Origin of the sequence: Saccharothrix sp. ALI-22-I (assembly GCF_001984175.1) — a bacterium.
Lineage (GTDB): Bacteria > Actinomycetota > Actinomycetes > Mycobacteriales > Pseudonocardiaceae > Actinosynnema.
The window spans coordinates 360897-383867 of record NZ_MTQP01000066.1; the positions used below are offsets into that span (position 1 = coordinate 360897).

General features: G+C 69.8%; 19 protein-coding genes. 12 read left to right on the top strand and 7 right to left on the bottom strand.

Going from position 1 to position 22971, the window contains the following annotated elements:
- Window positions 1-98 precede the first annotated feature (98 nt).
- Both ALI22I_RS30155 and ALI22I_RS30160 read right to left on the bottom strand, forming a co-directional pair.
- Complete coding sequence (locus ALI22I_RS30155; protein WP_179118418.1) at window positions 99-2453, bottom strand: SpoIIE family protein phosphatase; 2355 nt, start codon at window positions 2451-2453, stop codon at window positions 99-101.
- 906 nt (window positions 2454-3359) lie between these two features.
- A complete protein-coding gene (locus ALI22I_RS30160; RefSeq protein WP_077008920.1) occupies window positions 3360-3782 on the bottom strand; it encodes a winged helix-turn-helix transcriptional regulator in 423 nt (140 codons plus the stop codon).
- A gap of 77 nt (window positions 3783-3859) precedes the next feature.
- Here ALI22I_RS30160 and ALI22I_RS30165 point away from each other — a divergent pair, with 77 nt between their 5' ends.
- Window positions 3860-4744, top strand: coding sequence for an NmrA family NAD(P)-binding protein (locus tag ALI22I_RS30165; RefSeq protein ID WP_077009316.1), 885 nt, complete (start codon window positions 3860-3862; stop codon window positions 4742-4744).
- Window positions 4745-4831: 87 nt separating this feature from the next.
- Here the strand turns inward: ALI22I_RS30165 and ALI22I_RS30170 are convergent, their stop codons facing one another.
- Entirely contained in the window at window positions 4832-5515 is a 684-nt protein-coding gene (locus tag ALI22I_RS30170) for a glycoside hydrolase family 11 protein (RefSeq protein ID WP_238598645.1), read from the bottom strand.
- Between the two features lie 370 nt (window positions 5516-5885).
- Between ALI22I_RS30170 and ALI22I_RS30175 the strand changes: the two genes are divergently transcribed.
- The 8 genes from ALI22I_RS30175 (at window position 5886) to ALI22I_RS30205 (ending at window position 13097) form a co-directional block, all read left to right on the top strand.
- The gene (locus tag ALI22I_RS30175; protein ID WP_077008921.1) at window positions 5886-6215 is read left to right on the top strand and encodes a hypothetical protein; all 330 of its coding nucleotides are present in this window, start codon (window positions 5886-5888) and stop codon (window positions 6213-6215) included.
- A gap of 430 nt (window positions 6216-6645) precedes the next feature.
- Complete coding sequence (locus tag ALI22I_RS30180) at window positions 6646-7521, top strand: lytic polysaccharide monooxygenase auxiliary activity family 9 protein (protein ID WP_077008922.1); 876 nt, start codon at window positions 6646-6648, stop codon at window positions 7519-7521.
- A gap of 685 nt (window positions 7522-8206) precedes the next feature.
- Window positions 8207-9766, top strand: coding sequence for an alkaline phosphatase D family protein (locus tag ALI22I_RS30185; RefSeq protein ID WP_143532509.1), 1560 nt, complete (start codon window positions 8207-8209; stop codon window positions 9764-9766).
- 92 nt (window positions 9767-9858) lie between these two features.
- Entirely contained in the window at window positions 9859-10134 is a 276-nt protein-coding gene (locus ALI22I_RS54015) for an MBL fold metallo-hydrolase (RefSeq protein WP_238598646.1), read from the top strand.
- Between the two features lie 210 nt (window positions 10135-10344).
- Entirely contained in the window at window positions 10345-10950 is a 606-nt protein-coding gene (locus ALI22I_RS54020) for a hypothetical protein (protein WP_238598647.1), read from the top strand.
- Between the two features lie 104 nt (window positions 10951-11054).
- A complete protein-coding gene (locus ALI22I_RS30195) occupies window positions 11055-11669 on the top strand; it encodes a DUF6801 domain-containing protein (RefSeq protein ID WP_083752128.1) in 615 nt (204 codons plus the stop codon).
- A 270-nt stretch (window positions 11670-11939) separates the two neighbouring features.
- The gene (locus tag ALI22I_RS30200) at window positions 11940-12548 is read left to right on the top strand and encodes a phosphoribosylanthranilate isomerase (protein WP_077008923.1); all 609 of its coding nucleotides are present in this window, start codon (window positions 11940-11942) and stop codon (window positions 12546-12548) included.
- 120 nt (window positions 12549-12668) lie between these two features.
- Window positions 12669-13097, top strand: coding sequence for a PPOX class F420-dependent oxidoreductase (locus ALI22I_RS30205; protein ID WP_443216978.1), 429 nt, complete (start codon window positions 12669-12671; stop codon window positions 13095-13097).
- A gap of 139 nt (window positions 13098-13236) precedes the next feature.
- Here ALI22I_RS30205 and ALI22I_RS30210 read toward each other — a convergent pair whose 3' ends face one another.
- Window positions 13237-13908: a hypothetical protein gene (locus ALI22I_RS30210; protein WP_143532510.1), complete on the bottom strand. Its 672-nt coding sequence runs from the start codon at window positions 13906-13908 to the stop codon at window positions 13237-13239.
- Between the two features lie 165 nt (window positions 13909-14073).
- On the opposite strand from ALI22I_RS30210, the gene ALI22I_RS30215 reads away from it, so the two are divergent.
- Window positions 14074-15564: a serine/threonine-protein kinase gene (locus tag ALI22I_RS30215; RefSeq protein WP_077008925.1), complete on the top strand. Its 1491-nt coding sequence runs from the start codon at window positions 14074-14076 to the stop codon at window positions 15562-15564.
- 16 nt (window positions 15565-15580) lie between these two features.
- Complete coding sequence (locus tag ALI22I_RS30220) at window positions 15581-17338, top strand: serine/threonine-protein kinase (protein WP_077008926.1); 1758 nt, start codon at window positions 15581-15583, stop codon at window positions 17336-17338.
- Here ALI22I_RS30220 and ALI22I_RS49730 read toward each other — a convergent pair.
- On the bottom strand, window positions 17335-17526 hold the full coding sequence (locus ALI22I_RS49730; RefSeq protein WP_143532511.1) for a hypothetical protein: 192 nt from the start codon (window positions 17524-17526) through the stop codon (window positions 17335-17337). The genes ALI22I_RS30220 and ALI22I_RS49730 overlap by 4 nt on opposite strands.
- Window positions 17527-17652: 126 nt before the next feature.
- Here ALI22I_RS49730 and ALI22I_RS30225 point away from each other — a divergent pair, with 126 nt between their 5' ends.
- Window positions 17653-20886 (top strand): S8 family serine peptidase, encoded by a 3234-nt coding sequence (locus tag ALI22I_RS30225; RefSeq protein ID WP_077008927.1) that lies wholly within the window; start codon window positions 17653-17655, stop codon window positions 20884-20886.
- 77 nt (window positions 20887-20963) lie between these two features.
- Here ALI22I_RS30225 and ALI22I_RS30230 read toward each other — a convergent pair whose 3' ends face one another.
- Together ALI22I_RS30230 and ALI22I_RS30235 are read right to left on the bottom strand one after the other, a co-directional pair.
- Window positions 20964-21488, bottom strand: a complete 525-nt coding sequence (locus ALI22I_RS30230; protein ID WP_077008928.1) for a hypothetical protein — start codon at window positions 21486-21488, stop codon at window positions 20964-20966.
- Window positions 21489-21569: 81 nt separating this feature from the next.
- Window positions 21570-22901, bottom strand: a complete 1332-nt coding sequence (locus tag ALI22I_RS30235) for a protein kinase domain-containing protein (RefSeq protein WP_077008929.1) — start codon at window positions 22899-22901, stop codon at window positions 21570-21572.
- Window positions 22902-22971: the final 70 nt, after the last annotated feature.

A 22971-nucleotide genomic window follows, 5' to 3' on the forward strand; every position in this document is an offset into this window, starting at 1 on the left:
AGGTCGATTAATCACATGATTGACTTAACTAAACGAGTGATTTACCCACTCGCCGATGGCACGTCCACTTTCCCGGCCTTGACCGATGTCGGCGACGGTCACGCGCTGATGGTGGCGGCCACGATGCACGTGTCGTCCAGCGGGGTGGCGGGGACCAGGCGCGAGGTCAGCGCCCCCGGCATCTTCGCCGGGTCGAGGTCCTCGATGAACCCGCGGATCTCCTCCACCAGGCGTTCCAGGTCGTCACCGCCGTCGCTGCTGGACGGTCGGCGCTCGATCAGGCCGTCGGTGAACAGCAGCAGCGTGTCACCGGGTGCCAGGACCGTGCGCGCCGTCGCGTACACCGCCCCCGGTATGGCACCCAGGATGGGCCCCGAGGGCCGGTCGAGCCGGTGCACCTCGTGCGACCGCAGCAGCAGCGGCGCGGGGTGCCCGGCCTGCGCCCACGACAGCCTGCGGGTCGTCGGCTCGTACCTGCCGACCAGCGCCGAGGCCAGCGTGACGTCGTCTCCCCCGGTCAGCATCCGGTTGAGCACGTCGAGCACACCGGCCGGGTCGGGGTTGGTGAGCGCGGCCCCGGTGAGCGCGTACCGCAGCTTCGCCATCGCCGCCGCGGTCGCCAGGCCGTGGCCCGCCGCGTCGCCGATCGCGAGCAGCGTGCTGCCGTCGTCGATCGGGAACGCGTGGTACCAGTCGCCGCCGACCTCCGCCCACTGCTCGGCGGCCAGGTACCGCACCGCCACCCGCATCCCCGGCAGCTCCAGCGGCTGGCTCGGCAACGGCAGCACGGCGGAACGCAACTGGTTGGCCACTTGGTGCTCCTGCGCGAACTGCTCGCTGAGGTCGAACATCCGCTTCTCGGCCCGCCGCGTCGCGGTCACGTCCTGCAACACCACGTCCAGCCGGATGGCCTGGCCCTGCACGTCCAGCACCGGCTCGCCGATGAACCGGGTGAACCGGACCTGCTCACCGGCCCACAGGCGCAGCTCGGAGTCGGTGCGCTCGCCATCCTCCAGCATCCGCCGCACGGCGTTCTGGAGGATCGGCAGGTCCTCGTCCACGACGGACGCCTGGATCTCCTCCAACGACATGGGGCCGAGTGCCGGGTCGCGGTCGAAGATCACGTAGAGCTGCTCGGACCAGTCGATCTCGTTGGTCACCAGGTTCCACTCGCCCCAGCCGATGTTGCCCAGGCGCTGGACGCTGCGCAGCCGCTCCAGCTGCAACGGGTCCTCGTGCTCGTGCCAGGCCACGATCAGGCCGTCGCCGAACTTGCCGATGGTCACCGTGAACCGGCCGCGCTGCGGCAGACCGGGGCTGACCTCCTCGTAGTCGAATATGCTGACGACCTCCCGGACCCCGGTGCGCAGCACGCGGTGGTACGCCGCCCACAGTTCGGTCCCCGCGATCGTCGGGTAGCTGGCGAGGATGCTCTGCCCGACCAGTTGCCGGTACCGGCGGCCGCCGAAGTCGACCGCGTCGGGGCTGGCGGCCTCGAACCGGAAGTCCACCACCTCCCCGTTCTCGTCGTGGACCGCGCCTTGCAGCGTCACCGAGCCGGGCAGCACGTCCAGCAGGTGCTGGGCCCAGAGGGTCCAGTTGCGGCTCTGCCCGGGGCCTCCGGTGCTCAGCAGCTCCATGAGCGTGAATCCCGCGGCTCGTGCGAGCACCTCCAGCTCCCACTGCTCCTCGGACGAGAAGTCGTGGTTCTCGTTCCAGAACAGCCCGATGACACCGGTGACGCGCGTCTGGTCCCGGAACGGGAGCCAGGCACGCGAGCACCACTCCGTGTCGGGGTCGCCGATCAGGACGTACCGCCGACGGGCCTCCTCCCGGTCGGGCAGCCAGTGCGGCAGGCCGCTGCGCACCGAGGTGAGGATGCCCGTCATGAGCTGCAACGGCACCCGCTGCCACTCCAGCCGCACCTTCGTGGGCACGTTCGCCGCGGCCTCCAGCCGCATCCCGCCGTCGGGTTCCACCAGGTAGATCAGCACACCGTCGCAGCCGACGTGCTCACGGAGGAGTTCGGCCAGCTCATCGGGGTCGGCCGCGGTGCCGATCGCGGCCAGCGCCACCGGCTGCGGCGTGCGGTCGCCCACCGGGGCCGGTGAGGGCTTCGGGGTGTCGGCCCGCCGCTCGCCGCGGGTCTGGTCGCCGCGGGTCTGGTAGAAGGGGCCGTCGGCGGGCACGTGGCGCGGGCCGGGCGGCGGCGCCGGCACGCCGAGCACGGCCGCCGCGATGGCGGCCAGGTCGCTGCCCGTCGCCTGGGCGAGCCGCACCATGTCCTCGAACGCCTCGTCGGGACGGCACGACAGTCGCTCGGCGAGCATCCCCTTGGCCTGTTCGACCACGGCCTGCCTGCGCGCAGCCGCTCTCAGCCGGTCGATCTCGTCGCGCTGCCGGGCGACGAGGTCGGCCAGCGCAGAGCCGCTCGGATCCCGCTGGACTGCCATCGCGTCCAGCATCGCGCGCCTACCCACCGCACGGCCAGCCGAACCGTCGGATTGCGTCCACACGGGACGGACTAGGGGAGGCAGGCGACCAGGTCCCGTCGGGCGGCCTCGCGGGAGTCTCCACCGATCCCGGAGCGCTTCACCCACCCGTTCGGGCGCATGGCCAACAGCACACCGGAGGAGCTTCCGACGACCGGCTCGCCAGTGCGGCAGCCGTGGCGGATCGCGCTGCCGTGCCTGCCGAATTATTCCAGCGCGAAAACACTTTCCACCACCGGCCCCGGGGCCGATATCATGTTCAATTGCGCCAGGCCGTCAACCGTGAAATAAATACTCAACAACCTCGGCCGCGAAGACCACCGAGCCGACGAAAGTAGCCGCCGGCGAACATCTCCGCACCATCCGGCTCCCATGCCCGACAACTGCCGTGCCAGTCGTAGACCACGACAAAGCCCGGCTCGTAGGTGACCTCCCGCGCCTTTCGAGCCCCCACTCCACTCGACCCGCATCGGCCCGCCACGCGGCGGAATGTCTCCCTCAGCGCACCAAGTCCGATCAATTGTGGATCGAACACGTAGTCAGTTTGTTGACGAGTTTCGGCAGCACTTGTCGATCAACCGACCGCCGAATGTCGATGAGAGTTGACACCGCTCGCCGCAGTCTCCGGCCGCTGGAACGGCTCAGCGTGCGGGTTATCCGCACTTCCAGGGGTGTCCGAGCTGCCGGCCTCGCCTTCGACCCGGAACCGCGGTAACCCTGACCATTCAACCTCTGTGTGAAGGTGATTCCTCGACGACACCCGGATGTCGAGGTTGGCCAGGGACAACGGGATCGCGTCCTCGACGGCGTATGCCCACCGTGACGAGAGTTGATCAGGCAACGCCACGCACGGTTACTCGGAAAGACTCAGTGGCCGGCTTCACCGGGATGCTCGGCATCCCACCGCTGTCGGGCCGCGGCCATGGTGTCCTTGTGGTCGCGTGACCAGTCGGCGAGGCCGGAGATCGTCGTCGCGAGGCTGCGGCCGACGTCGGTGAGCCGGTACTCGACCTGTGGCGGGATGGTCGGGTAGACCGTCCGCTCGACCAGGCCGTCGCGGCACAGGCGACGCGTGGTCACGGTGAGCATCCGCTGCGAGATACCGGGAATCGCCCGTTGCAACTCGCGGTAACGGCGAACGCCCTTGGCCAACTCCACGATGACCAGCACGGTCCACTTGTCGCCGATGCGATCGAGGACATCCCGGATACCGCAGTCGTCCTCGCCACACGGACCGACCGGCTCGGTACCGCTGACCTGCGGGGTTACCGCGGTGTGCGCGACGGACACGGTAGTGCCTCCTTACCGGCTGGACCTGTGATCACGATCGTATGGTCATCCGACCCAACCACAGTGAGGGGTACTCCATGATTCTGGTGACCGGTGTGTCGGGCGCGCTCGGTGGCCTGGTCCTCGACCGGCTCAACGCCGTCGCCGACCTCGACGTGGTGGCGGGCACGCGTGCGGCCACGGCCGCCGCCCGACGGATCGACTTCGACGACCCGACCACGCTCGTCGACGGTTTCACCGACGTGCGGGTGCTGGTGTTCGTCTCGGCCGGCTACGCCGAGGACGACGTGGTGCTGGCCCGGCACGGCGCGGTCGTCGACGCGGCCGCCACGGCGGGAGTCCGGCACGTGATCTACACCAGCCTGGCCGGTTCGGGCGATCAGCTGAGCATCGCGCTGGCGCACCGGTGGACCGAAGCCCGTCTGGCCGAAGCCCCGTTCGACGTCACCGTGCTGCGCAACGGGCTGTACGCGGAGATCCCGGCCGGGCTGGCGACGAGTTCCGCCGAATCCGCGGCCGCCACCGGCCTGTTCACCGCACCCCTGGGCCACGGCCGGGTAGCGGTCGTGGCGAGGGAAGACCTCGCCGACATCACGGCCCGCGTCGCGGTGGAGACGCAGTCCGACCTGGCCGCCGGCCGGCGCAGCCGCCACGCCGGGTGCACGTACGAACTGGCGGGCACGACCGCCGTCGGAGGCGAGGACATCGCCGGTGCGCTCGCCGAGGTCCTCGGACGCCCGGTGACGTACCAGCCGGTGTCACTGACCCAGGCCCGCGAAGCACTGGCCGGACTTGAGCCGTACCAGGTGTCGCACACGCTCTCGCTGTTCGCCAACATCGGCGCGGGCCTGCTGGAATCCCCCGGCGACGACCTGGCCGCACTGCTGCCGACCTCGCCGCGACCGGCGCTGGACCTGATCTCCGATGCGCTGAAGGCCGTCGTCCCCGTCCCGACGGTCTGACGGTCTGATGGCACCACCTACGCCAGCGGTGGCGCGGCGACCACGGGCCGCCGCGCCACCGGTGCGGTGTTTCGGGGGTTCGCCGCGTCAGCGCACCGTGATGTTCGAGTTCCCGCTGCTCTGGTAGCCCTCTGTCGCCATGATCATGTAGTAGCTGAAGTTGCCCAGGTTCATGCCGACCCGGCGCCACGCGTCGAAGTGGTTGCCGGTGGTGATGGTTCCACCGGTCTTCTTCGACTGCCGGACGCTCCAGAATTGGGGGAACGTTTTGTTGCCTTCGACGGAAGGGGCGTTGTACCGCATCGTCTGGTAGATGTCGTACGTACCGCCGTCAGTGGTGACCGCGCCCTTGTACGTTCCCGTGGGCCGGTAGGTTCCCCAGTTGTCGACGATGTAGTACTCCACGAGCGGGTTCGACGTCCAGCCGTAGAGGCACAGGTACCCGTTGCCGGACGGGTTGAAGCTGCCCGAGTAGTTCACGGTCCTGCGGCTGCCGTTGCTCCAGCCCTTACCGCACACGAAATTCCCGGTGTTTCGCCATGACGTGCTGTACTGGCCACCGGACCCCATGGTCATGGAGACCGTCCCACCGGCGTCGGTCCAGAACGAGTAGTAGAACCCGTTGTGGGTGCCGGTTTGATTCGTGGTGACGGTCTGCGCATGGGCGGTGCCGGGCAGCACGATCGCGGACGTGAGCGCCAAGGCACCCGCGCCACCGATGAACGTCCTGCGGCTGACCGGGTGTGCGGGGACGTTGTCGTCCATGTGCATGCTTCCTCCTCGTTGAGGTTAGCGAGGGCCACGCAGCGTGATATGGCCCCGACGACTGCCGGCGGCCAGGGGCGGTGACCCGGATCGACAGGGGTTCAGGGTCTGCCGATGCGCACAGTGTTCGTCCGACTCCGCCGAGTTGTCAATGATTGTCGAAAAGTTGCGAAAACCTCTCGCAAGCGACCGACACGCGTTCGCACATCGGCGTCGTTGCGGCATTTTTCCTCGACGTACCGGTCCTCTCCGCCCGACGCCAGTGCCTACTCCAGGAATCCACGCAGGTCTTCGGCCAATTCCCGGCAACTGTCCGTCTCGTGTTCCCAGACCACGATATTGCCTTGACGTCGCGTCAAGGTTTAGCGTCGGCGCAATGACGATGAATTTCGCGGTCGGCTACAGCACGCCCTACTTCGGCGTTGACCCCGACAAGATCACGGCCTACGCGCAGCACGCCGAGGACTGCGGCTTCGAGGCGCTGTACCTGCCGGAGCACATCGCGTTGTACCCCGGCGCGAAGATCGGGTTGATGGAACTCCCGCCGTCGCTGCCCTACGCCGATCCGCTCGACTGCCTGAGATCGACCTCGCCCGCTCGACCGCGACCGACGCCGGTCGGAGCGCGGATTCACTGGAGTACACCCGATGGGGCTCCATCGACATGTCCACCGATCAGGTCGAGGCACTCGGCGAGCAAGGCGTGACCCGCATCGTCGTGAGCGCCACCTCCACCGAACCCGCCGAGCAACGCGACCAGCTGTCCGCGTTCGCCCAACGGTTCGCCCTCGCCCCGGCGTCCGCCTGAGGGGCACCCTCCTCAGCGGCCTCGAACAGCACCTGCTCTTCGGGATACGGCACGAGCGGCGTGCCTACAGCTCCGGGTGGATGCAGCGGTAGGTGCGTGCGCGGACTTGTACACGCGCGTCCCGGGTTCACCGTGACCTCCCGCCGCGAAGACCACCTCGCCCTGACCCTTCCAGCTCCGCCCGTGGGGACTGACCGACTTCCGCCTCCACGACCCCGACGGGTACTACCTCCGCTTCACGTCGTAAGGCGGAGCAGGCCGCGCGGTGAACGTATCCAAGATCATCTCCGTATCCGCCACCAGGGTGCACGCACGAGGGAGGCGGCAGGATGGTTGTGTGGCGGGTGTTGGCGCGGGCGGCTGTGGCGATCGTGGCCGTGCTCCTTTTCGTGTTCCTGCCCGCCTTGCCCGCGGACGCCCACGGTGCTCCGACCAACCCGGTGAGCCGTGCTGCCGCCTGCGGACCCGAAGGCCGGCAGGCGGCGGCACCGGCCTGTCGGGCCGCTCTCGCGGCGGGGCGGCAACTCTCCGCCGAGTGGGACAACATCAGGGTCGCCGACGTGCGCGGCCGGGACCGTCAGGTCATCCCCGACGGAAAGCTGTGCAGCGCGGGACAGGCGAAGTTCACCGGCCTGGACCTGCCCCGCGCCGACTGGCCTTCCACCCGGCTGACGCCAGGTACCGCCATGACGTTCACCTACCGGGGCACCATCCCGCACAAGGGCACGTTCCGGCTCTACGTCACGAAGGACGGCTACGCGCCGACCAAGCCGTTGACGTGGTCGGCTCTGGAGACCGAGCCGTTCGCCACCGCCACCGACCCCGCGTTCGGCGACGGCTCGTACGCCTTCCAGGGACGGCTGCCGGCGGGGAAGACCGGCAGGCACCTGATCTACACGATCTGGCAGAACACCGACACTCCGGACACCTACTACTCGTGTGCGGACGTGGACTTCGCCGCCGCCGCAGTGGCAGCCGCCCCACCGGCCCAGCCCACCACCACCAGCCGAGTGTCCGCCCAGGTTTCCGCCACCTCTCCGTCAACTCCCAGCCCAGTGCCGCCGACGACCACCGACCAAGCAGTCGCCGTATCGCGGACGGCTTCCTCCGACGACAGCGGCATCCCCATTGCCGCCGTGATCGGTGCTCTCGCGGCAGCAGTCGCGATCTTCTTCGTCCTCCGCGCACGCCGCCGAGCCCAGTGAGGCGATCTCCGGACGTTCCAGCGGCTCCACGCTGTAGAACGCGCTGAACCCCGTGGCGTAGCGCCGAGTGCGGTCGGCCGCAATGTCCCTGCCGACCAGTGACGCATGAGCTGGGCGCGCGCCCGCCAATCGGGCCGAAGCCCCCTGCGGTCAGGCAGTCGGTTGTACGGTTCCGTGCTGTGCGCGCGGGCGTAGGTGATCGCCGACGGCGGCGAGCACCGAGCGGTCCGGGCGTCGTCCGGTGGCCACGGCCGACCCGCACACTGATGAGGACATCCCTGGAGACCTCCCGTTGCCCTCACCGCCGCGGCGCTCGTCGTTCTGGCGGTCGACCTGGCCGAGTGCGCCGCCGAGTGGTGAACGTTCCCCGACGCGAACAGGCACACTCCACCGGGTCTCGGCGCAGCCGTGACAGCAAGGACGTGGTCTCCCCTCAGACCGGACGAGACCACCCCCTCATCTCACGGCGTCCGGCCCCGAAAGGCCCAGATCACCTTCAGGACGCGTTCTCCCGGTGGAACGCGATGTGATCCGCGCACAGCCGTGGTCAGGCGCGCGGGCCAGGCATGTCTCCATTGTGGACAGAGGCTGGCTCGCTCGCGGTCCGGATGGACTTCCAGTCCTCACGACACTTGTTCATCTGACGCTTGCCTGTTGTCCACTGGCGCAGGTTAGACATTGCGCCGTGACCACCTCCATCGGTAGGCGGCAGTTCCTCGCCGCGCTTTCCACTGTGGCCGGGGCAGCCGCGCTGTCCCAGGTGCCTGCCGACCACGCGGCCGCGGCACCGCGGGTCGGCGGCGGGAACTACCCGTTCCGGCTCGGCGTCGCCAGCGGAGATCCGACCGCGACGGGTGCCGTGCTGTGGACGCGGCTCGTCCCGGAGCCGTTCGAGCCGGGCGGGGGCATGCCGCGCACGAAGGTGCCGGTGGAGTGGCAGGTCGCCAAGGACGAGAGCTTCCGCCGGATCACCACCGGTGGCATCGCGTGGGCGGTCCCGGAGTTGGCGCATTCCGTGCACGTCGAGGTCAACGGTCTGGCACCGAACCGGGAGTGGTTCTACCGCTTCCGGTACCGCGGCGAGGTGTCACCGGTCGGCCGCACGCGCACCGCGCCCGCTCCCGGCACCGACGGGGGCTCGTTGGCCTTCGCGTTCGCCTCCTGCCAGGACTGGGCGAGCGGCTACTACCCGTCGTACCAGCACATGGCCGGCGACGACCTCGATCTCGTGGTGCACCTGGGTGACTACGTCTACGAGGGCGGCATCCCCGCGGACGGTGGATACCGGAAGACCGGCACACCGGATGTGTTGCGGTCGGCACCACAGGATCTGGAACGCTGGCGGATGCAGTACGCGCTCTACAAGAGCGATCCGGACCTCCAACTGGCCCACGCCCGTTTCCCGTGGGCCGTCACGTGGGACGACCACGAGGTCAAGAACGACTACGCGGGCACGCGCCAGGAGCACGCGGGCGACATCACCGCGTTGCGGGCGGCGGCGTACCAGGCGTGGTACGAACACCAGCCCGTTCGCGCGGCGGCGTTCGGCGGGGCCCGGATCTACCGGCGCCTGCACTGGGGCAGGCTCGCCCAGCTGGACATCGTCGACGGCAGGCAGTACCGCAGTGTCCCGCCGTGCGGCTGGGGCGAGGCCGACGCGTGCACGGGCGGCTACGACCCGGAGGTGACGATGCTCGGCTTCCCGCAGGAGAAGTGGCTCTTCGACGGGCTGGCCGCGTCAAGCGCGCGGTGGAACATCCTGGGCAGCAACGTGATGCTCGGTCGGCTGGACCACGACGGCGCTGCCGGTGACCGGTTGTGGCACGACGCCTGGGACGGCTACCCGGCCGCCCGCAACCGGCTGACCGACGCCTGGGTCCGGCACCGGGTCGACAATCCGGTCGTGATCACCGGGGACTGGCACTCGACCTTCGTCAACGACATCCACCGGGACTTCGACCGGCCCTCCTCACCGGTGGTCGGCACCGAGTTCGTCGGCACGTCGATCTCGTCCAACGGGGACGGCGAGGTGTACGGGCCCTATTACGGCCCGATGATCAAGTACAACCCCCACATCAAGTTCTTCGACGGCGACCGCCGCGGCTACGTCCGCTGCCAGGTGGACGGTGCGCGGATGCGGGCCGACCTCAGGACCGTCTCGACCGTCAGCCGCCGTGACGCGCCGGAGTCGGTCTTCGGTTCGTTCGTCGTCGAATCGGGCAGGCCCGGCGCGCACCAGGTGTGACCAGCGCCGAAGCAGCGCCGGCTCGCCCGGCGCTCCGGGCGGGGGGGCGGCATACCCTCGATGACCCACAAACCCTCGGGATTGGACGCCCGATGAACATCAACAGAGTTCGACGCGACATCAGCGTCATCGCGGATCACGCCGAGGTGCCCGGAATCGGGTTCCTCCCGGTCGACGCCTTCGTCCTGCACGCGGAGCAACCGGTCGTCGTCGACACCGGTCTGAGCCTGCCCGACCGCCGTTTCGTGGACACGATCAGCGCGGTCATCGACCCCGCCGACGTCGAGTGGATCTGGCTCACCCACCCCGACCGCGACCACACGGGCGGCCTGTTCGACTGCTCACCGCCGCTCCGAAAGCGCGGGTGATCACCACCTTCATCGGTGCGGGCATCATGTCCACCGAACGGCCGCTGCCGCTCAACCGGGTGTACCTGCTCAACCCGGGGCAGTCCGTCGACGTGGGCGACCGGCGCCTCACCGCCCTGCGCCCGCCGCTGTTCGACAGCCCCCGCGACCGTCGGGTTCTACGACCACGGCAGCGGCGCCCTGTTCAGCTCCGACTGCTTCGGCGCGGCCATGCCCACCGCCGAGCTGGCCGTCGCCGAGAACGTCGGCGCCGTGCCGTCCGCCGACCTGCGCAGCGGGCAGCTGCTGTGGGCCACGGTGGACAGCCCGTGGGTGCACTCGGTCGACCGGAACCTCTTCCTGGACACGGTCGCGCCGCTGCACGCCATGAACCCGGACCTCGTCTTCAGCAGCCACCTGCCGGCCGCGGTGAACCGCACGGAGGAACTCCTGCGGACGCTGGCCGAGGCGCCCTCGGCGAACGCCTTCGTCGGCCCGGACCAGGCCGCGTTGGAGCAGATGCTCGCCTCCTTCGAACCGAGCCCGGTCACGGTCCCCCGGCCGCGAGCTGAGCCGGACCAGCGGGAGTCGGACCAGCGGGAGTCGGGAGACCCCTTCGCCGCGCCGACCCGGGTGACGCGGCCGTCCTCGAACTCGCCCGTGCTCGAACGCGCCCGAAACCTGCCCCCACGCCGTCACAGCAGGACGAGGAACCGATCGGGCAATCGCGTCACGACGCCCTCGGCCGCTGACCTCCGGGGAGTTTTTGTCACTCTCATGACAAATGCATACAACCATTTTATCGTGACCACCGAAAGTATAGTTAATACGCCGTAAATACTTGCCGAGTGGCTGATCCGACGTTACATTACCGACGGGTAGACCCAAGCGGTCAGGCCGCCGTGACCGCGTTTCCATGCGATCTCAACGAGGAGATTTCCATGCTGAAACTCAATTCCATGTCGCGGAGGCTCATCGGTGGACTCGCGGTGGGAGCCGTCGCCGGCGCGGTCGTGTTCGTCGGTGCGGGCGTGGCCCAGGCGGCCACGGCGTCGTTGACGCTCGTCTACAGCTGCCCGTTCCCGTTGATCGGCACGCAGGACATGAGCGTGAAGATCGTCGTCGCCGACCTGCCCGACACCGCCGTGGTGGGCCGGCCGATCCCCGCCTCGAAGGTGACCGCGACGGCGACCGTGCCCGCCAACGCGACCTTGGGGTTGTCACTGGTCGGCGCGAAGACCGTGGAGGGCACGGCGACGTCGCAGACGCGCTTCGACAACGCCGGGACCCCGGTGGACGTCGTGGCGAACCTGACCGTCGCGAAGACGAACGTGCCGTCGTCCGGCACCTTCGACACGATCGCGACCGGCGGCACGCCGCCCGCCACCTTCACCAAGGCGGGCACGACGACCATCACCGTCGGCAACTTCAGCACCACGCTCACCCCGCGCAGGGCCGACGGCACGACGACCGGCCTGGGCACCTTCACGTCCAACTGCACGCTCAAGCCCAACCAGGTGACCAAGCTCTACCAGTTCACGGTCTCCGCCGCATAGCCGATACCCCGCCCGGTCGAGGCAACGGCCGTGATCGACCCATTCCGGGTTCACCACGAAAGCTCGACCCTAGATAGGCCATGAAATGATTTCGTCACGACGGCGGGCCGTTCTCCACGAACGGCCCGCCGTGAGGCATTTCGAAAGACGGAGCGATTACTCCGGCAGATCCGTGCGCGGCCGGGTAGAGCCGGTCCGGCGATACGGTTTCGGGCCGCGGGCAGGTTCGCCGTGGAGGTGACCGCCGGTCCGTGATGCTAACGTCGCGCCGTGTATGTGAAGTTGTGCGGACTGCGTACCGAAGCCGACGTGATCGCCGCCGTGGACGCGGGAGCGGATGCCGTCGGGTTCGTGTTGAGCGAGAGCGTGCGACAGATCGATCTCGACACCGCGCGGCGGCTCGTGCGGGAGGTGCCGCCTCACGTCCTCGCCATCGGGGTGTTCCGCGAGGTGGACGCGTCGGAGGTCCGCAGGCTCGCGGAGGAGTCCGGCATCGGGGCGGTCCAACTGCACGGCGACTACCCGAAGTCGGCGTTCGACGACGTGTCGACGTCCGGGATTCCGCTGGTGCGTGCCGTCACGTTGACCCCGGACACCGATGTGCGGGTCGGCGCCTACGGCGAGCGGATGCTGCTGCTCGACTCACCCGTCGCGGGCTCCGGCGAACGCTGGGACCTCGGCACACTCGCGTCCACCCGCCCTCAGGGTCAGTGGCTGCTCGCCGGCGGCCTCAGCGTGGACAACGTCGCCGCGGCCGTCACCGAAGCACGACCGTGGGGCGTGGACGTGTCCAGCGGCATCGAGTCCGCCCGCGGCGTGAAGGACCACGGCCTCATGCGCGACTTCGTGACCGCCGCACGCGCGGCCGCCGCCGCCTGAGCGATCAGAGCAACCCCTTTTGTCCACTATGGACAGTTGGGCGCGACATGGGTGACATCCTGGTGGCGCTGCGCAACAATCACGTGTCCTGGTAGCGGCTTCGGCGCAGGGAGTGACGTGGTGGAGTTGAACGCACTGGTCAGGGCGCGGCTGGCGGCGCCGAACTTCTGGCACCTGGCGACGGTGAACCCGGACGGCTCCCCGCAGGTGACGCCGATGTGGGTCGACGTCGAAGGCGATCACGTCATGTTCAACACCTCCCGCGGCCGCGTGAAGGAGGAGAACCTGCGCCGCGACCCGCGCGTGTCGCTGTCCTGCGTGGCCCCGGAGAACCCCTACGACCGGGTGGAGATCCGGGGTCGGGTGGTCCGGTTCGTCGAGGGGGACGAGGCGGAGCGCTGCATGGACCGGCTGGCGAAGAAGTACGTCGGAACCGACCGCTACGAATGGCTGGTTCCCGGCGAGCAACGGGTGATGGTCCTGGTCGAGCCCACCCGCGTCCGCCACGTCGTCGGCGTGGAGCCGTTCCGGCCCGGCATCCTGCCGTAAGCCGTAAGCCGCTGGTCCGGCAGCCGCGCGGACCCGTCCAGCAGGGCGGCCATCTCCGACTCGGTGGGGCGATAGGCGCTGGGGTCCCGAACAGGGTGTGGATCGCGGTGCAGGGTCTCCAGGGTGCCGAGCTGGGGTGTCAAAGCTGCGTGTAGCTCCTCAGCCCGACCAGCGTGGTCAGCGTCATCGCGTTCGCGCCGGAGGGGGACGGCAGGCCGAAGCGCCGGTTCACCAGCCGGTCGAGATCGCCGCCGCCGCGTGCTTCCGGTACCGCGAACTCGCTGTCCTCGATGGTGAACCCGAGCACGGCCGGGTCGGTGGAGATCACTTCGTGGTCGATGGTCCTGATCGGCTTGAGCCTGATCGGGTCCTCGTCGCCGCCGATCGCGCAGGTGTCCGGCAGCAGCGCGGAGATCACCCTGATCTTCAGGTGCAGTTCGCCCATCCGGTCACCGACGGAGAGGAAGTCGGCGAATCCGGCGTACTCGATGCGCAGGTCGGCGCGCGGGTTGAGCTCCTCGGTTCCCGGGATGCCGGGCAGGCCGCCCGGCACCGGGCTGGGCTCGGCCCGCAGGGAGCCGAAGACCTGGGCGAACTTCCCGTCCAGCTGTCCTTCGGCGAAGACCAGCCGCAAGGCGATGGGGTGCTGTTCGCCGAGGTCGCCGATCCTGATGGTGCCGGTCGACATGAGCACTTCGCAGCGCCACAGCGCCGGATCGGCGCCTGCGGGTAATGCGGGGCAGTCGGTGAAGTCGAACGCGGGCAGCGGATCGTTCGGGGGCGACGGCTCTGCGGCTGCCTGCTGGGTCACCGAACCAGCCAACCCGATCAGCGCCACCGGGTCGAGCCCGATTTCCGGGCCGGGGGCCTTCCATGGTGCAGGCCCGACGTCGACGGCCCACCGCCCGACGCCACGCGGGTTCGGCTTGCCGCCCTGCTTACGGGACGGTCGTGCGGGCTGGGAAACTTCCCGACTATGCGTGAGGTGGGCAACGGGCGCTACCAGCTGATCCGCGAGTTGGGGCGGGGCGGCATGGGTGCGGTGTGGCTGGGGCGGGACAGCATGATCGACCGGGAAGTCGCCATCAAGGAGCTGATGGTGCCGGGCGGTGTGCCTGCCGACGAGCGCGCCGTCTACCAGGAGCGGGTGCTGCGGGAGGCGCGGATCGCCGGTCGGCTGGCCGACCCCGCCGTGGTCACGGTCTACGACCTGATCAAAGAGGGCGACCAGATCTACATCGTGATGGAGCTGATCAAGGCTCCGACGTTGACCGAGCTCGTCGAACGGGACGGCCCGCTCGGCGCCAAGGCCGCGGCCAGGCTCGCCGCGCAGCTGCTGTCGGCGCTGGAGGCCGCCCACGAGTCCGGCGTGGTGCACCGGGATGTCAAGCCCGGCAACGTGATGGTGCCCGCGAAGGGCTCGGCGAAGCTGACCGACTTCGGCATCGCGCAGGCGCTGGACGATCCCCGGCTGACCGCCACCGGCACGTTGATCGGCTCGCCCGCGTACATGTCGCCGGAACGGCTCTCCGCCGGTCCGGCCTCGCCCGCCTGGGACCTGTGGGCGCTGGGCGCGACCCTGTTCTTCGCCACCGAGGGCTACGGCGCGTTCGAGCGGGAGAGCACGTCGGCGACCCTGCTCGCGGTGATGACCGAACGTCCGCGGCCGCGGTTGTCCCCCGGCCCGTTGGCGGAGCTGATCGTCGGCCTGCTGGAGCCCAACCCGGAACTCCGCCTGCGTGCGCCCCAGGCCCAACGGCTGATCGAGCGGGCACTGGGCTCCGGCCAGGACCTCGCCGAACCGGTCGACCCGCCGACCGTGCGCACGCCGGCGTCACCCCGTCCGGCCCTGTCGGCGGCCGAACGCAAGCACCGGATCGGCCTGATCCTCTCCACCACGCTCACCTCGCTGGTGGTGATCGGCGCGATGGTCCTGCTGTACATCACCGTGTTCAAGCCGACGTTCACGCTGGGCGCCACCGGGCAGACGACGGAACCGGACTCGCCGGCCACCTCGCCTGCCATGCAACCGGTGCTGACCCTGGGACCGGACGGGGACATCAAGGACACCACTCTGCGGACGTTCGGCAACGACTGCCTGACCTGGCTGCCCGCGAAGGACGCGCCGAAGATCGAGACGAGCGACGATGTCGGCTGCTACGCCCCACACGACGTGGAGCTCATGGACACGGTCCTGGCCAACTCCGACGTGGAGAAGGACGTTCCTTACCCGTCGGTGGAGGAGCTGACCAAGCTGGGCGGCACGGAGTGCACGCGGACCTTCCTGTCGTCCAAAGTCCTCGGGGAGAACAAGGAGAGCACCCTGCGGTATTGGGTGGTCGTCCCCACGGCCGAGGCGTGGAAGATGCGGACTTCCAACGGCTACCGCAGCTCCAGCCGGCTCATCTACTGCTTCGTGGGCAAGGCGGACGGCTCGCAATTGACCGAGCCGATCATGGCCGACTGACGCGTATCTTCTTCACATGCATGATCGCGAGGGGCGACTGCTGGCCGGCCGGTACCGGCTGCGAGCCCGGCTCGGCAGCGGTGGCATGGGCACCGTGTGGCGGGCCACCGACGAGTTCCTCGAACGCGAGGTCGCGGTCAAGGAGGTGACGCTGCTCGGCACCGTGGAGGAGTCCACGCCCGCCTTCCAGCGCACGCTCCGCGAGGCACGGACGAGCGCACGGCTGCGCCACCCCAACATCGTCACCGTGCACGACGTGGTGCTCGAAGACGGCCGGCCGTGGATCGTGATGGAGCTGATCGAGGGTCCTTCGCTGGCCGAGGTCGTCGAGCGGGTCGGTCCGCTGCCGGAGCACCGGGTCGTCGAGATCGCCCGGCAACTGCTCGACGCGCTCGCCGACATCCACGAGCAGGGCGTCCTGCACCGGGACGTCAAGCCGGCCAACGTGTTGCTCGACGGGGACCGGGTGGTGCTCACCGATTTCGGCATCGCCGCGGTCGAGGGCGGCACCGCGCTCACCGCGACCAACCAGCTGATCGGCTCGCCGCAGTACCTCGCACCGGAGCGGATCAACGGCGAGGGTGCCAGGGCGGCGAGCGACCTGTGGGCGCTCGGCGTCACCCTGTACTTCTCGGTCACCGGCACCACCCCGTTCCAGCGCGACGACATGCAGGGCGTGCTCGCGGCCGTACTCAGCCAGGAGCCGCAGCCGGTCCCCGGCGCACTGGGGCCGGTGATCGCCGGCCTGCTCCGCAAGGAGCCCGCCACCCGGCTCACCGCCACCGAAGCCGTCACGCTGCTCTCCCCGAGCAGGCAGCCGACCCGACGGATCACGCCGGACACCGCGACCCGACCCGCGCCCCCACCCACGCCGCAGCCGACGACGACGCAGCCGACACCCCGGCCGGCGCAGCACGGCATGCCGCCTCGCGAACGACGCCAGGTGGCGATCACCCTGACGGTGGTGGCAGTGCTCGGCATCGCGGCGATCCTGTGGGTGGCCTGGCAGCAGCGGGCCGGCTCGTCGGCCTTGGACCGCATGGCCGTGCGCGACACCGTCACCATCGGCGTCCGCGACGACCAGCCAGGACTCGGCCGGTGGGACTCGGTGTCCCAGTCCTACGAGGGCTTCGACATCGAGATCGCCGAGCTGATCGCGGCCGGGTTGGGCTTCGACGAGGACCGGATCACCTTCACCGCGGTCGGCCCAGCCGAGCGCGAGAACGCCCTCGCCACTGGCGCGGTGGACATGGTCATCGGCAGCTATCCGATCACCGAGGAGAGCAAACAGCGGGTGAGCTTCGCCGGCCCGTACCTGATCAGCGCCCCGAGCATGCTGGTGCGCGAGGAACACGACCAGGTCGGCGGGCCCGCCTCGATGCGCGGGCACGATGTGTGCACGGTGACCGGCTCGTCCTCCCACCACGCGCTCAGCAACGGGGGCGAGGTCGAGGAATCCGACATCCTGCTGGTTCAGACCTGGCAGGAGTGCGTCGACGCGCTCGCCGACAAGCGCGTGGACGCGGTCGTCTCCGACGAGGCGGTGCTGGCGGGTTATGCGTCGATCAACGCTAGTGAGTTCAACCTGTCCGTCTACTCGACGGCCTCCGTCGAGTACGGCATCGGCCTGGCCCACCACGACAAGCCCCTGCGCGACAAGGTCAACGAGATCCTGAACGAGGCACTCGACGGCGGCGCCTGGCGGGAGGCCTACGACCGCACCCTGGGCTACTCCGGCCTGGAACCGGCCGTACCGACGGTGAAGCCGTACTAGGCGCCGAACGGATTGGCGTCCTCGAGCAGGTCGAGCAGCGGGCCGAGCAGGTCGAAGACCGTTTCCCGGACGACCGGCACGAAAATGATCAGCGCCACCAGCAGCGCCACGTAAGGCGCCACACTGCGCTTGCGCTTCGCCGCCATACCCACCCCCGAACGCGTTGCCGTTGCCAGCATGTCATGCACCCGCTCACCGGCCGGTCCTGGCTGCCGGCAATCACCCGGTGAAGCGACTCAACAAGTGAGCCCTTTCCCGACTCTAAGCACCGGAGTGGCAGTCGTGAGGCACTGCCACGTGGCTGGGGGAGCTGTATGGCTCACAGAACGCTGTACATGTCCAGGAAGGTCGCCCTTGCCGCCGCGTTCGTCGTAGCGGCCGCGGCGGTGGTGGTTGTGAACGGACCTGCGATCGCGGAGACGGCGCAACCGCAGGGGTTCACGGCGCCGGCGTCCCCGGATGGCGAGGTCACCCTGCTGACCGGCGACCGGGTGACGATCCGGAGCGGTCGGCCGGAGGTGCGGCCCGGACCCGGCCGGGAGGGCGTGGCGTTCTCGCTGCGCACCGACGTGACGGGTGACCTGCACGTCGTGCCCGCCGACGCGCAGACCGATCTCACGGCCGGGCGGCTCGACCCACGGCTGTTCGACGTCAGCGCGCTCATCAGGGACGGCTACGACGACACCGCCGGCCCGGTCACGCCGCTGATCGTCACCTACGACGGTCCCGCCACCGGGATCGCGGGCACGAGCGACGCGCGGGCGTTGCCGAGCGTGAACGGCTACGCGATGACGGCCGACAAGTCGGCGAACTTCCTCGCCGGCGCCCGGACGGCGGGCGTGGCGAAGGTCTGGCTGGACGGACCGGTCCGGTCGACGCTCGACCACAGCGTCGGGCAGGTCGGCGCGCCACAGGCGTGGCAGTCCGGGCACACCGGTCGGGGCACGACCGTCGCGGTGCTCGACACCGGTGTCGACCAGACCCACCCCGACCTCGCCGACGCCGTGGTGGAGTCGCGGAACTTCACCGACAGCGACACCGACGACGACCGGGTCGGCCACGGCACGCACGTCGCCGCCACGATCACCGGCAGCGGGAAGTACCAGGGCGTCGCGCCGGACAGCAAGGTGCTCAACGGCAAGGTGCTCGACGACCGGGGCTCCGGTCGCGACTCGACCGTCATCGCGGGCATGGAGTGGGCGGCCGCCGCGGGCGCCGACGTGATCAACATGAGTCTCGGCTCGTCGCTCCCCAGCGACGGCACGGACCTGCTGTCGCAGGCGGTCGACCGGCTCACCGCCGACACCGGTGCGTTGTTCGTCGTCTCGGCGGGCAACCGGGGCCCTGCCGCCGGGACGATCGGCAGCCCCGCCGCCGCGAGTTCGGCGCTGACCGTCGGCTCCGTCGACCGCACGGACGCCCTCGCCGACTCCTCCTCGCGCGGTCCCAGACCGGGCGACGGGGCGGTCAAACCGGAGATCACCGCACCGGGCGTCGGCATCGTCGCCGCCCGCGCCCGCAACGGCACGATCGGCGAGCCCGTCGGCGACAGCCACGTCGCCCTGTCCGGCACGTCGATGGCGGCACCCCACGTGGCGGGCGCCGCGGCGATCCTCGCCGGGCAGCACCCGGACTGGACGGCCGACCGGCTCAAGACCGCGCTGACCGGCAGTGCCGAGCCGAACCCGGCGCGGACGGTGCACGAGCAGGGCAGCGGTCGGCTCGACGTGGCCCGTGCGGTACGCCAGTCCGTGACCGCGTCACCGGCCGTGCTCAACTTCGGCACGGCGCTGTGGCCGCACCACGACGACGCGCCGATCGTGCGGACCGTGACCTACGCCAACCACGGCAGCACGGCGATCACCTTGCGTGTCGACGGGGAGGCGCGGGGCGTGGACGGCCGGCCGGCGCCGGGCATGGTCACCGCGTCGCCGAGCGAGGTCACCGTCCCGGCCGGCGGACAGGCCGACGTCACGATCACGACCACCACCGCGTTGGACACGCCGGACGGCGGCTACAGCGGCGCGGTCGTCGCGTCCGGTGACGGGACCTCGGTGCGCACGCCGCTCACCGTCACCAAGGAGATCGAGAGCTACGACGTCAAGCTCGCCTTCATCGACGGCGAGGGGCAGCCGACAACGGCCTACTCCTACCGGTTCGACAACCTCGACCGCAGGGAGCGACTCCTCTCCTACGAAACGGGCGGAGCCCTCGAACTCCGGCTGCCCAAGGGCCGCTACTTCTTCGAAGCGTTCGTGGGCACGCAGCAGCACGGCGGGGCGCTCACCGCGTTCCCCGAGCCGGAACTCGTCGTCTCGGGGAAGACCGAGCTCGTCATGGATGCCCGACGCGGCAAGCAGGCCGCCATCACCCTGGACAAGCCCGACGCGCAACCCGGTGACGTCCTGATGGCGATCGAGATCCTGACGGAATGGGGGTACACCAACTCCGTCACGTTCGGACCGACCTTCGCGGTACAGCCGTGGGAGCCGTCGAGCACGTCCCGGCCGGGTCGGGCGCGGTTCACCGTCGAGGCGAAGTTGGCGCAACCGGACGGTACCGGCCGTTTCCACGGCAGCCCGTACCAGTACAACGTCCTGTGGCGGCACGACGGCGGCGTGCCGGACGACCTGCACCGCACGTTCACCGACCGCGACTTCGCCGAAGTGCGCACGGTGTCCGCGGCACAGGGGCCGGGCGCGTTCGGGTTCCGCAACTACCTGGCGGCCGGGCCGCTCCCGTTGCGGGTGACGGAGTACTACACACCCGGCGTGCCGTGGACGTCCATGTTGTCCGAGATGGATCCCGACACCATGTACCAGCACACCAAGCTGCACACCGCCCTGCCGAGGGAGTTCGAGGCCGGTGCGCCACCACGGACCGAGAAGTGGAACGCCGCGGTGTTCAGCCCGGCCTTCCCGATGGGCAACGAGATGTGGAACGAGAGAAACGGGGACTACGTCTACACGAACATCCCGATGTTCACCGACCAAGCCGCCGACCGCATCGGGTCGTCGGGCTCCGACCAGGCCCGGACGACCCTCAGCCGGGACGGCGTGGTGCTCGCGCAGACGGAGGCGGACGGGTACGTCGCCGGCGCCGTCCCGGCGGACAAGGGGACGTACGAGTTGCGCGCGGAGGTGACCCGCAGCGGGATGTGGGAGCTGTCCACCAGCATCACCTCGACGTGGACGTTCACCTCGGAGCACGCCGAGACGCCCACCGCGCTCCCGTTGCTGGCGGTGCGCTTCGCACCGGTGCTGGACGACCGGAACCGGGCGCACGCGGGCAGGCCGTTCGTGATCCCGGTGTACGCGCAGCGCAACGGGTCGCCGACGGCCACGGGTGTGCGCACGCCGGAGATCGAGGTGTCCTACGACGACGGCAAGTCGTGGCAGCGGGCCCGTGTGGGCAAGCTGGGTGAGCGTTGGCTGGCGTTGGTCGAGCACCCGGCCGACGCGAAGTTCGTGTCACTGCGGGCCAAGGCGCAGGACGCCGACGGCAACACGGTGGACGAGACGATCATCCGGGCGTACGGGCTGAAGTGACGTGGGCGGCCACCCCGGTCAGTGCTTACACGACCGGGGTGGCCGCTTTCGTCGATCGGCCGGCGATCAGCCGGTGGTCAGAGGTGGTCGTGCTCGTAGAGGCCGTCGTACTCGTCGCCTTCTTCGTTGAGCAGCCGGTAGCGGGGCGACAGTTCGGTCAGGCTGGTGCGCAGGCGGATCAGCAGCTCGTCGACCGGGACGCGGTCGAGGCCCAGTTCCGCCGAGACCTCGGCCTGGTGCCGGTCGATGTCCGGCTCGAACTCCGTCAACTCCGCGTGGGCGGACTCGAAGGCAGCGCGCATGGCGTCGAGGTCCGGCGCGCGGCCCACCACGTCGTGCCAGGTCGGCACACCGATGACGAGCTGGACCATGGCCGTCAGGTCAGCGGCGAGGATTCCGGCCGTGCCCTCGGAACTCGCGTACAGCACAGGTCCGCCGCACACGAAGAACGTGCCGCCCGAGGCGTCACCGGCAACGGGACGGAGTTCACCGCCCCACCCCGGTCGCACTGGTTCGACGTGATCGAGGCGTTCGACGTCGAAGTCGAACTCGGCCGCCAACAACGCCGCGGCACGGGGATTTCCCTTGATGCGATCAAGCACGGGAGCACGATACGGACCTTCGCCGCGATCCGCAGTCGGTTCGGCGGAGCCGCGCCGAGCGACCGGCCGCCGTTACCCGCCTTACTCACCGGATGTGCAGGTCACTTCCGGGCGCGGGAGGTCGGTGCCGCTGCCGGTGAAGCCGAAGGTGGTGGAGCCTTCCGCGGGGAGCACCGCGTTGTAGTTGGCGTTGCTGACGGTCACCGAAGTGGCGTCCTGGGTGAGCGTGCCGTCCCACAGGTTGCCGATGGTGTGGCCGGCGGGTTGTGACCAGGTCACCGTCCAGTCGGTGAGTTTGCGCGCGCCGGCGTTGTGCACGGTGACCTGGACCTGGTAGCCGCCCTGCCAGGAGTTGATCACTTCGAAGCGTGCGTCGCAGCTGCGCGTCGCCGCGGTGGTGGTGGCGGTGGTGGTGGTCGTGGAGGTTGGGGATTGGGCGCTGTTGGCCTGTTCGCCGTCCTGCAGTGCGGTGCCGATCACGATGCCGCTGGCGACCAACGCCGCGGCGCCGGCGACCGTCACGATCGTCCGCCATCGCACGCGGCGGGGTGCGGGGAGCAGCATCGTTCCACCGGGTGGCCGCACTTGCGCCGTGCCCGGCACCGACCGTCCTTCCGCGACCGCGGCCAGCAGGGTGTGCGCCTCGGCCATCGTCGGCCGTTGCGCCGGGTCGCGCCGCAGGATGCGCAGCAGCACCTCGGCCAGCGGGCCGTTCGACCGGGGTGGCGTGATCTCCCCGGCGGACACCCGCCGCAGCAGCGCGTAGGGGTTGTCGACCGTCCCGAACGGCGGACCGCCCTCCAGCACCGCGTACAGCGTCGAGCCCAGGGAGAAGACGTCGGAGGCGAACGTCGCCTCCTCCCCCGCCGCCACCTCCGGCGCCAGGAACGCGGGCGTGCCGACGATGACGCGGGCGTCGCTCACCGTGCCTTCGCCGACGGCCCGGGCGATGCCGAAGTCGGCGATCTTCGCGGTGCCGTCCTCGGCGAGCAGGACGTTGAACGAGCTGACGTCCCGGTGCACGATGCTCGCGGCGTGCGCCGCCGCCAGCGCCGACGCCACCTGGCTGCCGATGGTGGCCACCAGCGCTTCCGGCAACGGCCCGCGCTCGGCGATCAACTCCTGCAGGCTGCGCGACGGCAGGTACTCCAGCACCAGGCACGGCTTCCCGTCGTGCTCGACGACGTCGTGCACGCTGATCGCGTGCGGGTGCCGCAACCGCGCGGCAACCCGCCCCTCACGCACGATCCGCTCCACCGCGTCCGGCGAGTCCACGGCCGCGCTGAGGAACTTGACCGCGACCACCCGCCCGAGCCGCTCGTCGTGCGCCTGCCAGACCACCCCCATCGACCCGCGCCCGACCAGCGACACCAGCCGGTAACGCCCGGCGATGACCTCTCCCTGTTCCGGCACAACCCGACGCTACTGCGCCGAACCGCCCATCGGCCACCTGCGACGACCCCGGAGTTTCGGGGCAGCCGTA